Here is a 12,652-nt window from a genome sequence, read left to right on the forward strand (position 1 = left end):
AAGGCTCTCTTCGGGAACACTCTCGTGTTGAAATATTTCGCAGTATCAATGCGTTATCGCGAGCTTACCCGGCTCGCCTCACGCTGGCAACGTCTCCAACAATACTCCCAAACCGGCATTGGTCACCGAATGCCGGTCACTCTCCCACATCGAGGGGCTCGACGCCGCTCGGCGCACCGTCTTGATTGAGGGTGATCTTTTCCACGCGCGCCTCGGCGCTGCGCAGCAGTTTATCGCAATGGGCGCGCAACGCTTCGCCCCGTTCGTAAATCGCGATCGAGGCTTCGAGCTCGACATCACCCTTTTCCAGGCGATCGACGATGGTCTCGAGCTCCTTGAGCGCGTCCTCGAAGCTGAGCGTGGCGATGTCGGTCGTGCCGGACGGTTTAGCCATGATTTGAATTAGCGGTTTCCGGGTTTTCCCTCAAGCACCCATCAGGGTCCTGACATGGACGGCGGTGGACGAGGCGAGCGCGTCGAGGTCGTACCCCCCCTCCAGAACTGAAACGAGCCGGCCGCCGGAATGTTTCGCCGCCGCCTCAAGCAGCATCTCCGTGGCCCAGGCGAAATCGTCTTCCGTCAGCCGCAGCTGCGCCAACGGGTCCCTGACATGGGCATCGAAACCGGCCGAGACAAGCACCAGGTCCGGCGCGAACGCGTCGAGCGCGGGCACGATGCGCGTCCCGAACGCCTGCCGGAAGTCCTCGCCGTCGTCGCCGGGCGCGAGCGGCGCGTTCCAGATATTGCCGACGCCCGTCTCGTCTTTGGCGCCGGTTCCCGGAAACAGCGGCATCTGATGGGTCGAGCCGTAAAACAAGTCCTTGTCGCTCCAGAACGCGGCCTGGGTGCCGTTGCCATGATGGACATCGAAATCCACCACGGCCACGCGGGACACCCCGTGGACGGCACGCGCATGCAGCGCCCCGACCGCCACCGAATTGAACAGGCAGAACCCCATGGCGCGCGACGGTTCGGCATGGTGGCCCGGCGGGCGAACGGCGCAAAACGCATTGTCCGCCTCCCCGGCCACGACCCGGTCTACGGCTTGAAGGACTGCGCCTGTCGCCCGCAAGGCCGCCTCCCAGCTCCCCGGCGACACCACCGTGTCCGGGTCCAGCCAGTTGTGCAGCTCCTTGGGGATTCCGGCGCGGACCTCTGCGACATAAGACTTCGGGTGCAGCCGCTCGATGGCATCGAGCCCTGCCAGCGGCGCCTCCTCGCGCTTCAAGCTGGAGAAATCCTTGGCGGCAAGGGCGCGTTCGATGGCGCGCAGCCGGTCGGCCTGCTCAGGATGGCCGTAACCCGTGTCGTGCGCGAGGCAGGCCGGGTGGGTGAGAAGCAGCGTTGTCATTCGGTCCTTGGCGTTTCCCATCCCCATGATACCCCACTTGGACCGGCGGGCCAGCGTGACCTCTCAACTTGACCTGTCAGGGCGGACACGCGACATGGGACGGGCCATGCCCGTCCTGCCTGCCACAGACGAGACGATCGCGCGCGCCGCGGCCGCGCTCGCCGCCGGACAGATCGTCGCCTTCCCGACCGAGACCGTCTACGGGCTGGGCGCCAACGCCCGTGATTCCAGCGCCGTCGCCAAGGTCTTCGCCGCCAAGGAACGGCCGCGTTTCAACCCCTTGATCGTGCATGTGCCCGACATCGCAACGGCGGAGACCTTGGCGGTGCTCGGCACGGAGGCGCGCGCACTCGCATCCGCCTTCTGGCCGGGGCCCCTGACCATCGTGGCCCCGAAGCGGCCGGAGAGCGGGATTTCCGATCTGGTCACGGCCGGGCTCGACACGATTGCGGTGCGCGTTCCCGGCCACCCGGTCGCGCAATCCTTGCTTCAGACCTCGGGCCTGCCCATTGCCGCGCCAAGCGCCAACCGCTCGGGCCGGATCAGCCCCACCGAGGCCGCTCATGTGGAAGCGGAGCTGGGCGATATCCCGGCCCTGATCCTCGACGGCGGCCCTTGCGCGCGCGGTCTCGAATCGACCGTGGTGAGCGTTGCGGGGACACGTCCCGTGCTCCTTCGGCTCGGGGCCGTGCCGCGCAAGGAGATCGAGGCGGTCTTAGGCCGTCCGATCGCGCTCGCCGAGGAAGACGCGCCCGTCGCCTCCCCCGGCCAGCTCGAACGCCACTACGCGCCGCAAACGCCTTTGCGCCTCGACGCCGCGACCGTGGAACCGGGCGAGGCGCTGCTCGCTTTCGGACCGGACGCCCCCGAATGCGAAGGGCCGGCGATCAATCTCAGCGCGACCGGCGACCTGGCCGAAGCCGCCACCAAGCTCTTCGCCGCGCTCCGAACACTGGACGAAAGCGGGGCGCGTGGGATCGCCGCGATGCCCGTTCCGGACGAAGGCCTCGGCGAAGCGATCAACGACCGCTTGCGGCGCGCGGCCAAGGCGGGGTAGCCCTGTGCCATGAGCGACGCCGCCATCAGCCCAACGACCGAACTCCGGCCCCCCAATGCGGACACGCTCACCGAGCTTGAGCACATCGTGGGTGGGCAGCATGCGGTGCGCGATCCGGACCGGATGGCGCCCTATCTCACCGAGTGGCGCGACCGCTACCGGGGCGAGGCGGCCATCGTGTTGAAGCCCGGCTCGACCAACGAAGTCGCCGCCGTGCTGAAATGCGCCAATGCCGCCCGGGCCGGGATCGTCCCGCAAGGCGGCAATACGGGGCTCGTGGGCGCGCAGATACCGGACGAAAGCGGCAGCCAGATCGTGCTGTCGCTGGAGCGCCTTGTCCACATTCGGGATGTGGACCTCGCCTCCAATACGATGACCGTCGAAGCTGGCCTCACGCTCGCGGGGGCCCAGGAGCGCGCGATGAGCGTCGGGCGTCTGTTTCCCTTGAGTCTCGCCTCGGAGGGGAGCTGCCAGATCGGGGGCGTCCTCTCCACCAATGCGGGCGGGCTCGCGGTGCTCGCTTACGGGAACGCCCGCGATCTCGCGCTGGGGCTCGAAGTCGTGCTCGCGGACGGACGCGTCTGGCACGGGCTGAAGGCCTTGCGGAAAGACAACACGGGCTACGATCTCAAGAATCTTTTTATCGGCGCCGAAGGCACGCTCGGCGTGATCACGGCGGCGGTCCTGCGGCTGTTTCCGCGGCCCGCGGAACAGGTCACGTGCCTCGCGGGCTTGCGTGACCTCGAAAACGCGATCGAGCTTCTGGCCCGCATGCGCGAGGCGGCGGGGCCCATGCTCACCGCCTTCGAGATTCTCCCGCGCATCGGCCTCGACTTCGCGATCAAGCACGGAACGGACCTGCACGACCCGCTCAGGGCGCCCCACGCCTGGTATGTCCTTCTCGAGGTCTCCAGCCCGCTCGCCGGCGAGACGGTGCATGAACTTGTGCAGGCGCAGCTCAGCGACGCCATCGAAGTCGGGGTCATCGAAGACGCCGTTCTGACGACGTCCGACCGGCAAACGGGCGAGCTGTGGAAGCTGCGCGAGGTCATGAGCGAGGTTCAGAAGTACGAGGGTGGCAGCATCAAACATGACGTCTCCGTCCCGATCGGACGGGTGCCGGAATTCATCGACCGGGCGAACGATCTCGTTGAGCTGATGATCCCGGGCGCCCGCCCCGTTCCCTTCGGCCATCTGGGCGACGGCAACATCCACTACAATGTCAGCCAGCCGGTCGGCATGGACAAGGACGTCTATCTGTCGAACTGGGAGGCGCTGAACGCCGCCGTGCACGAGATCGTTCTGGACCTCGGCGGCTCGATCAGCGCCGAGCATGGGATTGGGCGCATGAAGCGCGACCTCCTGCCTCATGCGAAGGGCGCGGTGGCCATGGAGCTCATGCGCGCCATCAAGACGAGCTTCGATCCGAACGGCATTCTCAACCCAGGCAAGCTGATATGACCGAGACCTCTCCGCCGGAGACCCCCCCCCTACATGACCCAGGACGACAAGTGGCTCGCCATCGACGACTACATCGTCGAGAACTTCCTCGAGGACGATCCGGCGCTCGAAGCGGCGCAGGCGGCCTGCGACGCCGCGGGGCTCCCGAAGATCCAGGTCGCCCCCTTACAAGGCAAGTTCCTGATGATGCTCGCCCGGGCGTTAAGTGCGCGCAACATCCTGGAAGTGGGCACGCTCGGCGGTTACAGCACGATCTGGCTCGCACGCGGTCTGAGCGCGGGCGGCCATGTGACGACGCTCGAGCTCGATCCGCGCCATGCGGAGATCGCGCGGACCAATTTCGAGAACGCCGGACTTGCGGACCGCATTACGGTCCGGGTCGGCCCTGCCATCGAGACCATGGCCTCGTTGCAGGCCGAAGGTGCGGGGCCATTCGATCTGATCTTCATCGATGCGGACAAGCCGAGCACGCCGGACTATTTCGACGCGGCCGTCAAACTCGCCCGCGCCGGATCGCTCATTGTCGTGGACAACGTGGTCCGTGAAGGGGCCATCCTCGCCGCACAAAGCGACAACAAGCACGTCAAGGGACTGCGCGCGTTCTATGCGCGCGCGGCGGCCGATCCGCGCGTGACCGCGACCGCGTTCCAGACCGTTGGGCACAAGGGCCATGACGGGCTCGCGATCGTGCAGGTGACGCAGGCGCCGTAGGGCGAGGCTACTTTTCCTCGTCCAGCAATTCCTTGTGTGCGGCATCGATGTCCGCCGCATCCTCGCTGGACATCTTGGGGAAGCTGGGATCGAGCGCCTTGATGTGTTCGGCCAGCACGTCGGCAACGACAAGCCGGGCGAACCATTTCTTGTTGCACGGCACCACGTACCAGGGAGAGTGCTCCGTGGCGGTGTTGCGGATCATGTCCTCGTAGACGCTTTGATATTTGTCCCAAAGCCTGCGCTCGGCCACGTCGGCCGCGGAAAATTTCCAGATCTTGTTCGGATCTTCGAGACGGGCGAGCAGACGTTCCCGCTGCTCCTTCTTCGAGATGTTCAGGAAGAACTTGATCGGCAGGGTCCCGTTTCGCGCCAAGTGCCGTTCGAACTCATTGATGTCCTGATAGCGCTCTTTCCAGATGTCCTTGGTGATGAGTTCCGGCGGCAGGTTCTGATCCTGAAGCAGCTCCGGGTGCACGCGCACAACCAGCACGTCCTCGTAATAGGAGCGATTGAAGATGCCGATATGGCCGCGCTGGGGCAGCGCCCGGTAAGCACGCCACAGATAGTCGTGCGCGAGTTCGAGATGGCTCGGCTGCTTGAAGGAGTGAACGGAAACCCCTTGCGGGTTCACGCCGGTCAGCACGTGTTGGATAATGCCGTCCTTGCCCGCCGTATCGATCCCTTGCAGGACCATGAGAACAGCCCAGCGGCCTTCCGCGTAGAGGCGCTGTTGCAGGCGCGACAGGCGTTTGACGCCAACTTCCAGGAGTTCCTGGCCGTCCTTCTTTTCGAAGTCCACATTGCCCGAATCGTCGGGGTCGAAATCCGCGAGCTTGAAGCCGTCGCCCTTGGTGACCCGGTAACGGTCCAGAATCTTGTCTGGCAGCATGTCTCTCCCCTTTGTCGCCGGCTCTCCTAAAGCAAAGGCGGCTGCGACGGCTTTTTCTTGCCGTCTTTCGCGTCCGACTCCTGCGCGGTCTGCGGCTTCGCGCCGACTTTGCCGCGCAAGGGAATCGCCTCAAGCAGATCGTCGGGCGCCGGACCCGTCATGGCAAGGGCTTCCTCGGCGCTCACGTTCTTCGTGTCGAGCCATGCGGCGTAGCAATCCGGTGCAAGGATGACGGGCATGCGGTTATGCAGCGGGGCAATCGTCGCGTTCGGCGCGCAGGTGAGCATGGTCGCCGTGTCGATCACGCCCCCTTCCGGCTCGCTCCAGCTCTCGTAAAGTCCAGCGAAGGCGAACAGATGGGGCGGCCGGGGCCGTAAGTGGTAGGGCCTGCGCTGCCCCTTCGGACCTGTCCATTCGTAAAAGCCGTCCGCCGGGATCAAGCAGCGGCGCCGGCGCACAGCGTTGCGGAAGGACGGCTTGGCGAGCAGTTCCTCGGAGCGGGCGTTGAACAGGGTCGGGAAGGTCTTCGGATCCTTGACGAAGTGCGGCAGCAATCCCCACCGCATCAGCCGGAACCGTCTCTCGCCAGCCTCGTCCAGGACTACGACCGCGATCGGTTCAGTCGGCCTGATATTGTCGCGCGGCGGAAAGTTCGGCTTGTCGGAATAGCCGAAATAGGCGCGGACCGCCTCCGGCGGCGAGGTGAGATCGTAGCGGGAGCACATGGTTCAGCCGTGAAGAGTCTCAGATCTTGTTAACCCGTTGGAAACCATGTTGGCGCAAGTCTTGATCGAGGAGCGACACATGAATCTACCCAAGCGACAAGAGCCTAGCGCGACCAGCCCGGAATTCCAGGAAGACGTGAGCCGCGACGCCATCGCCATGGCGTTCCAGAAGGCCATGGAAAGCCACCTGCGCTCGCATGTCCCCGGTACGAACATCAACGAGCAGACCTTTCTGGCGTCGGACTATTTGAACCAGTTCCACGAGCTGGCGATGCTGCTGGAAGCTCTGCCTACGGACCCGTCGGGCTTCGCGTCCGATCTGCACAGCTGGCACGCGGTCGACTATGAGGAACACTTCCACCGCTCCGGGCTCAACAACAAGGAACTCGCCATCGCGGCCTATCGGCGCTCGCCGGAGAAGGTGCGAGCACAGTTCGATTCCGCCGTCGCTCGCCTCCAGGGCGAAGCGCTGAGGCTCGTGGCGGCAGTCGCTCAGGCCCTCGACGGTCCGCCGGACCTCAAAATGACGTGCGACGGGGCCGCGGCGCGCCTACGCGTTCTCATCGACGACGCCAATGCCATTGCCAACGGCTACCTCGCGGACGAAGACGGCGGCAAGGGCGGTAAGAGCAGCCAGATCACCATCGACACGCTTTTCCGGCTCCGCAGGGACTAAGCCCGGGTCCTTCTTACGCTTGGAACCCGGTGTGTGCCGCGCCGCACGCGCGGCGCGGCTAGATTTCACCATGAATTGGCGCTAGTCAGACCTTATGGGACGGCTTGCGAAACCTTTGGTGCTGCTTCTGAGCGGGCTCTTTTGGGCTGGCGCGGGCACTGTGAGCCATGTTTCCCCGGCAAACGCGCAGTTTTTCTGGTTCTTCGACCAGAAAAAGGAGGCGAAGAAGCCCCGGCCCGTACGGCGGCGTCAGTCCCATCTCCCGAAAATCGCGCCTCCTGCCGAAGAGTCCCTCGCCCCTCCGCCGCCTGACGATCGGCCCTATGACGAAAAGCTGATGCGGCTCGCCGAAATTCTGGGTGCCGTTCACTATTTGCGCGAGCTGTGCGGCGCCGATGAAGGGCAGCTCTGGCGCGACCAGATGGGCGAAATCCTGCGGAACGAGGGGACGACCGGCGTCCGCCGCGCCAAGCTGGTCAACAAGTTCAACGACGGCTACCGGGGCTATCGCCGGACCTACCGGACCTGCACGGAGTCCGCGACGCGGGCAACGCGCCGATTCTCGACGGAGGGCGCCGAACTCGCTTCGTCCCTGTCGCACGCGTCGGTCTTCGCGAGCGGGCCTCAAGCGCAAGTTCAGACGCCGCAGACCGGAAGCGAAGGCGCCCAGCCAGGGGCGCCCAACGCGGCGCGAAATTAACCGTCAGTTTACTCTCTTCCCGCGGACCCGCGGCACGCGTTGTAAGGGTATGGGGCGAAATCCTATCGCGAGCGAGGGAGCCCCCGGGCGTGAGCACTGACATCGGCGCGGAACAGGTTGAGAACGACGGAGACGGCCAGAAACAGGCGGCTCTGCGGTACATCCTGGACGCCTGGGAGGACGCGCTCCACGACGGGATCGAGCCTGAGATGCTGGCCAACGCGGCGCTGTTCGTGGCGCTGACGGACCTGATCGAGGTCTATGGCGAAGACGCCGTGGCCAAGATGACGTCCCGCCTGCCCCGGCGCATCCACCACGGCGAGTTCACGCTTCGGCGCACCGCCCAATAGAGCGCGCGGCTAGCGGAAATACCGCAGACCGAACTCGAGGATCAGGCCGAGCCCAAAGCCGAACAGGACAATGCCGGCGACCCGGTTGATCAGTTTCAGCCGGTTGTCGGTCAGCCGGTGCCGGATCGTGGCGATCAGCTCGGACAGACCCAGCCACCACAAGAGGCTGCCGCCCATGACGGCGGCAACGAGGATCAGCGCTTCCAAGTTCGTGTTGAGGCCGCCGATCAGCGAACCGAGGCCGCCGATCATAGCCGCCATGCCCAACACGGCGCCTGGATTCGTGACCGTCAGAATGAAGGTCTGGGGAATGATGCCCATGTGATCGAGGATGTGCGAGCGCTCATGGGGTGGGGTCGTCATCACCGGTTTCGTCACCAGCAGCGCAAGTCCGAACGCCACCAGAAGCACGCCGCCGATCAGTTGAATGGTGTCGCCATAGGCGAGAATCACGTCGGAGATCGCCGCGATGCTGAAGGCACCCGCCGCAGCGAGAACGCCATCGCCGAGGACCGCACCGAGGCCGGCCGCCAACCCGCCCCAGAAGCCCTTCGACACGGCCCGCTGAATCACGAGCACGTTCACAGGCCGATCGGCGCTGCCATCAGCAATCCGATCCCGAGCCCGGCAAATACGAGCTGGATCGCGGACAGCACAATTTGCGCGCCTGCTCCCAAGTTCTATGGCCTATTCGCCGGCTGTCGATCGGGCTCGATCGCCGCAATCCCGCACCTGATTCCTAACGACCTGAACTTGCAACTGACCGCGGTTCTGCGAGATTGACCCAAATCCTAGGGAGTCTGGCATGAACCTGCGGAAAAACGTGGTCATGGTCGCCCTCGCGGCATTGGTAACGGGCACCGCGGTGCTTGTCTACGTCCTGGGCGGTACGGCCGCCGCCAGCGACAAACTGCCGGACCCCGTCGCCGAGGCTGCCCGGCCCCAGAGCGGACCCAAGGTACTCTACGACGCCACCGCGACGCCGAAGCTCGTCCAACGCATCCTGAAGATGATCATCCTGGCGGCCGAGACCGGCGACATCGAGGAGATGCGTGCGGTCCTGGAATCCAACGAACTCAAGCCCATGGTCGCGGCCAAGCATATCGACGACCCGATCGCCTATTGGAAGGCGCAGTCCGTGGACGGCACGGGCCGGGACATTCTTGCCACCATGCTCGACATGCTGAGCACCGGGTTCGTCCTGACGGGCAAGGGCGACGACGAGATGTATGTCTGGCCTTATTTCGCCGAAACCGACCTGAGCACGCTCTCGCCGCAGCAGCAGGTGGCGTTCTACCGGCTGGTTCCACCGAAACAGGCCAAGGCGATGCTGGCGGCCGGCAAATATTCCGGCTACCGGCTTGGGGTCGCGCCCAACGGGATCTGGCACTATTTCCTGAAATAGGCCGCGCTAGCCCCGCTGCGCTGCGCCTTGCGGAAGCCCCTCGCCGAAGCGGACAGGTTGCCCGGCCGCTTGTCCAAGTTCGCCTTCCCACATGGCCAGATGGCCCCGGACGACCGTGCCAATGGGCCACCCTTGGACCTTGCGGCCCGCAAAGGGCGTCCAACCGGCCTTGCTGCCGATCCACGCATCCTCGATGACGCGTTCGGCCTTCAAATCGACAATCGTGAAGTCCGCGTCGTAGCCCACGGCGATGCGGCCTTTGCAGGTGATCCCGAACAGACGCTGCGCGGCGGCGCTGGTGAGATCGACGAAACGGGCGAGCGTCAGGTCGCCCCGCGTGACGTGATCGAGCATGACCGGCACGAGCGTCTGCACGCCGGGCATGCCGGACGGTGTGGCGGGATACGTGCCCGCCTTCTCCTCCAGCGTATGGGGCGCATGGTCGGAGCCAATGATGTCGACGACGCCTTGTTCAAGCCCCCACCACAACAGGTCCTGGTGCGCCCGGTCCCGTATCGGCGGGTTCTGCTGCGCCTTCGTGCCGAGACGCTCATAGGCTTCCGGGACCACAAGCGTCAGGTGCTGGGGCGTGACCTCGACGGTCGCCACGTCCTTGTTGTGCGACAGAAGCGTCATCTCCTCGCCCGTCGAAACATGGAGGATGTGAATGCGGGCGCCCGCCGCACGCGCAAGCCGCAACAGGCGCTCGGTGGAATTGAGTGCGGCGACGGGGTCCCGCCATTCCGAGTGACTCGAAGGATCGCCGACGCGCCGAACCGAAAGCCGCTCGCGCAAGCGGGCCTCCCATTCCGAATGGATCGAGCAGCGGCGGCGAATCGTCGAAAAGATGCGCGTCAGCGTTTCGTCGTCGTCGACCAGCAGGTTGCCCGTCGACGAGCCCGCGAAAATCTTGACCCCCGCCGCGCCCGGCAACAGCTCCAATTGGGGCAGATCGCCGGCATTTTCGTGGGTCGCGCCGACGAAGAACGCAAAATCGCAATGCATGCGACCGGTGCCCGCCGCCACCTTGGCGGCCAAAGCCTCCGCACTCGTGGTGGGCGGGCTCGTATTCGGCATCTCGAAAACGGCCGTGACGCCGCCCAACACCGCCGCGCGGCTGCCGCTCTCCAAGTCCTCCTTGTGCTCCATGCCCGGCTCGCGGAAATGGACCTGCGTGTCGATCACACCCGGCAGGATATGGAGGCCGCGCGCGTCGACCGTCCGCCCTGCCCGGCTCGCGTCGATGGTGCCGATGGCGCGAATCTGGCCGTCGCGCACGCCGATGTCGACAGGCGCTTCGCCGGTGTGGTTTACTACCGTTCCGCCCTTGAAGAGGATGTCGAACGTCTCAGCCATCGCGTTTCGGCGTCTCCTTGTGGGGCAAATGCCCGGCACCTAAATTTCCATGCTTTGGTAGCAGAAGGGCACCCCATGAGTCATCGCGAAGACGGTATCTGCCGCGGAACGTCCCTCCCCGATCGCGGTGTGTTGCGCGTTTCCGGCGCGGACGCCAAGACATTCCTTCAGGGCCTCCTCACCAACGACATCGAGAAGACGGACGGCGGCGGCGCGATCCATGCCGGGTTATTATCGCCGCACGGGAAGATCCTTCACGACTTCTTCGTGCTGGGGTGCGGAGACGGTTATCTGATCGAGGCGCCCGCGGAGAGCATCGAGGCCCTGGCGAAACGCCTGTCTTTCTACAAATTGCGCTCCAAGGTCGCGATCGACGCGGAGCCCGCCATGAGGGTCGCCGCGGTCTGGGGCGGCCAACCGGCCCTGCCCGACGGCGCGCTGGCTTACGCCGATCCCAGGCTGCCCGAACTCGGCTTCCGCGTGCTGTTGCCGGAAGGGACCGTTCTGGACGAGGCGGCGTGCCCCCCCGCGACCGAGGCCGACTACCACGCCCGCCGCATCGCCCTCGGCATTCCTCAAGGCGGGCGCGACTACGCCTACGGCGACACCTTTCCGCATGAAGCGCTCTACGACCAATTGGACGGCGTGGCGTTCAAGAAGGGCTGCTATGTGGGCCAGGAGGTCGTCTCCCGCATGCAGCATCGGGGCACCGTGCGAAAGCGCGTCGTTCCCGTGGAAGGCGACGGCGCCTTGGAGGTGGGAGCAGAGGTGGTCGCAGGCAACGTGCCTGCCGGCAGCATCGGCTCCGCGGACGGAACCCATGGTCTCGCTCTGCTCCGGCTGGACCGGGCCGCCTCGGCACAAGCGCAAGGAAAGCCACTCAAGGCGGGAGACACGACGATCACGGTCCGTCTGCCGGACTATGCCACCTTCGAAATGCCGGTCGCCGAGGGCGTATGACCACAGGCGACCTCCCCCGTTGTCCCTGGCCGGGGTCAGACCCGCTTTACGTCGCCTATCACGACGAAGAATGGGGCGTGCCCGAGTATGACGACCGGGCGCTCTTCGAGAAACTCATCCTCGACGGCTTTCAAGCGGGGCTGGCCTGGATCACGATCTTGCGCAAGCGGGACGCGTTCCGTGCCGCCTTCGACGGCTTCGAGCCGGCACAAATCGCGCGTTACGACGCCAAGAAGATCGAAGCGCTGATGGGCGATGCCGCCATCGTACGCAACCGCCTCAAGATCGAAGGCGCCGTCCGGTCGGCGCAAGCCTGGCTCGACATGATGGAGACGGGCCCGGGATTCTCGGCTTTCCTCTGGGACTTCGTCGATGGGAAGCCGATCCTCAACCGCCACAAGAGCATGAGCGACGTGCCGGCCGAAACGCCTCTGTCGCGCAAGATGTCCAATGCGCTGAAGGCGCGCGGCTTCAAGTTCTGCGGTCCCACGATCGTCTATGCTTTCATGCAAGCGACAGGGCTCGTCAACGATCACTTGACGAGTTGCCACAGACATCAGGCCTGCGCTGTACTGTAATGGTCGAAAGGCTCAGCCGCGTCCGCGCGGATCCATGCTGCGGGGATAGGTCCGCTCTTCCTGAATCTTGCCGTCGCGTTTTCTGATACGCACGGACCCCATCTTCTTGACGGCCCGCTCCAAGACTCCGCCCTTGGTCGCGTCGGCTTTGGTCTTGAATCGTTTGACGACTTCTCCAGATCCCTCTCGCTTCAACTCCCACTTCTTGTTCTTGTCGTTGTAGCTGAGGGAAAATCTCGGCAGCTTTGCCATGTTGCACTCTCCCTATCGTGCTTGTTCGTTTCCTCAACGCGTTTACGAGGCCGGTATGATTGGCATCCGCACAGTACATCGTCCATGTCTTTTTTGGTCCGGCCTTCTCTAATCTGCGGCAGGAGCAACAAGCGCCGGTTTGACACTTGCGCCTTGTTTCGATCAGTGTCTGCCCGCG

General features: G+C 64.9%; 16 protein-coding genes. 9 read left to right on the plus strand and 7 right to left on the minus strand.

All coding sequences use genetic code 11. The annotated features are described in order from the left end of the window. Positions 1–136 precede the first annotated feature (136 nt). Together AUC68_RS03030 and AUC68_RS03035 are read right to left on the minus strand one after the other, a co-directional pair. Entirely contained in the window at positions 137–394 is a 258-nt protein-coding gene (locus tag AUC68_RS03030) for an exodeoxyribonuclease VII small subunit (protein ID WP_069436292.1), read from the minus strand. 30 nt (positions 395–424) lie between these two features. Continuing rightward, positions 425–1,351 (minus strand): histone deacetylase family protein, encoded by a 927-nt coding sequence (locus AUC68_RS03035; RefSeq protein WP_069436398.1) that lies wholly within the window; start codon positions 1,349–1,351, stop codon positions 425–427. Between the two features lie 94 nt (positions 1,352–1,445). Here AUC68_RS03035 and AUC68_RS03040 point away from each other — a divergent pair, with 94 nt between their 5' ends. Genes AUC68_RS03040 through AUC68_RS03050 form a run of 3 tightly spaced genes read left to right on the plus strand, consistent with a single transcriptional unit; the run spans position 1,446 to position 4,580 of the window. Continuing rightward, on the plus strand, positions 1,446–2,408 hold the full coding sequence (locus AUC68_RS03040; protein ID WP_069436293.1) for an L-threonylcarbamoyladenylate synthase: 963 nt from the start codon (positions 1,446–1,448) through the stop codon (positions 2,406–2,408). Between the two features lie 9 nt (positions 2,409–2,417). After that, positions 2,418–3,869 carry an FAD-binding oxidoreductase gene (locus AUC68_RS03045; protein ID WP_069436294.1) on the plus strand — a complete coding sequence of 484 codons (1,452 nt, stop codon included), beginning with the start codon at positions 2,418–2,420 and terminating at the stop codon, positions 3,867–3,869. Positions 3,870–3,902: 33 nt separating this feature from the next. After that, positions 3,903–4,580: an O-methyltransferase gene (locus AUC68_RS03050; protein WP_069436295.1), complete on the plus strand. Its 678-nt coding sequence runs from the start codon at positions 3,903–3,905 to the stop codon at positions 4,578–4,580. Positions 4,581–4,587: 7 nt separating this feature from the next. On the opposite strand, the gene AUC68_RS03055 is transcribed toward AUC68_RS03050, so the two are convergent. Then, complete coding sequence (locus tag AUC68_RS03055) at positions 4,588–5,472, minus strand: polyphosphate kinase 2 family protein (protein WP_069436296.1); 885 nt, start codon at positions 5,470–5,472, stop codon at positions 4,588–4,590. A 26-nt stretch (positions 5,473–5,498) separates the two neighbouring features. Beyond that, positions 5,499–6,197: an SOS response-associated peptidase gene (locus AUC68_RS03060; RefSeq protein ID WP_069436297.1), complete on the minus strand. Its 699-nt coding sequence runs from the start codon at positions 6,195–6,197 to the stop codon at positions 5,499–5,501. A gap of 79 nt (positions 6,198–6,276) precedes the next feature. Here AUC68_RS03060 and AUC68_RS03065 point away from each other — a divergent pair, with 79 nt between their 5' ends. The 3 genes from AUC68_RS03065 (at position 6,277) to AUC68_RS03075 (ending at position 7,923) form a co-directional block, all read left to right on the plus strand. Continuing rightward, positions 6,277–6,873 (plus strand): hypothetical protein, encoded by a 597-nt coding sequence (locus tag AUC68_RS03065; protein ID WP_141701061.1) that lies wholly within the window; start codon positions 6,277–6,279, stop codon positions 6,871–6,873. Positions 6,874–7,033: 160 nt separating this feature from the next. Further along, the gene (locus tag AUC68_RS03070; RefSeq protein ID WP_244500367.1) at positions 7,034–7,573 is read left to right on the plus strand and encodes a TIGR02301 family protein; all 540 of its coding nucleotides are present in this window, start codon (positions 7,034–7,036) and stop codon (positions 7,571–7,573) included. A gap of 89 nt (positions 7,574–7,662) precedes the next feature. After that, complete coding sequence (locus tag AUC68_RS03075) at positions 7,663–7,923, plus strand: hypothetical protein (protein WP_069436300.1); 261 nt, start codon at positions 7,663–7,665, stop codon at positions 7,921–7,923. Positions 7,924–7,932: 9 nt separating this feature from the next. Here the strand turns inward: AUC68_RS03075 and AUC68_RS03080 are convergent, their stop codons facing one another. Further along, positions 7,933–8,508, minus strand: coding sequence for a LysE family translocator (locus AUC68_RS03080; protein WP_158008213.1), 576 nt, complete (start codon positions 8,506–8,508; stop codon positions 7,933–7,935). Between the two features lie 220 nt (positions 8,509–8,728). On the opposite strand from AUC68_RS03080, the gene AUC68_RS03085 reads away from it, so the two are divergent. Continuing rightward, a complete protein-coding gene (locus tag AUC68_RS03085) occupies positions 8,729–9,328 on the plus strand; it encodes a hypothetical protein (protein ID WP_069436301.1) in 600 nt (199 codons plus the stop codon). A 6-nt stretch (positions 9,329–9,334) separates the two neighbouring features. On the opposite strand, the gene AUC68_RS03090 is transcribed toward AUC68_RS03085, so the two are convergent. Beyond that, a complete protein-coding gene (locus AUC68_RS03090; RefSeq protein ID WP_069436302.1) occupies positions 9,335–10,684 on the minus strand; it encodes a dihydroorotase in 1,350 nt (449 codons plus the stop codon). A 75-nt stretch (positions 10,685–10,759) separates the two neighbouring features. Here AUC68_RS03090 and ygfZ point away from each other — a divergent pair, with 75 nt between their 5' ends. Next, entirely contained in the window at positions 10,760–11,644 is an 885-nt protein-coding gene (gene ygfZ / locus AUC68_RS03095) for a CAF17-like 4Fe-4S cluster assembly/insertion protein YgfZ (protein WP_069436303.1), read from the plus strand. Beyond that, entirely contained in the window at positions 11,641–12,222 is a 582-nt protein-coding gene (locus AUC68_RS03100) for a DNA-3-methyladenine glycosylase I (RefSeq protein WP_069436304.1), read from the plus strand. The genes ygfZ and AUC68_RS03100 overlap by 4 nt, the downstream gene beginning before the upstream one ends. A 12-nt stretch (positions 12,223–12,234) precedes the next feature. On the opposite strand, the gene AUC68_RS03105 is transcribed toward AUC68_RS03100, so the two are convergent. Next, positions 12,235–12,474: a DUF2188 domain-containing protein gene (locus AUC68_RS03105; RefSeq protein WP_045365262.1), complete on the minus strand. Its 240-nt coding sequence runs from the start codon at positions 12,472–12,474 to the stop codon at positions 12,235–12,237. Positions 12,475–12,652: the final 178 nt, after the last annotated feature.

Origin of the sequence: Methyloceanibacter methanicus (assembly GCF_001723285.1) — a bacterium.
GTDB lineage: Bacteria > Pseudomonadota > Alphaproteobacteria > Rhizobiales > Methyloligellaceae > Methyloceanibacter > Methyloceanibacter methanicus.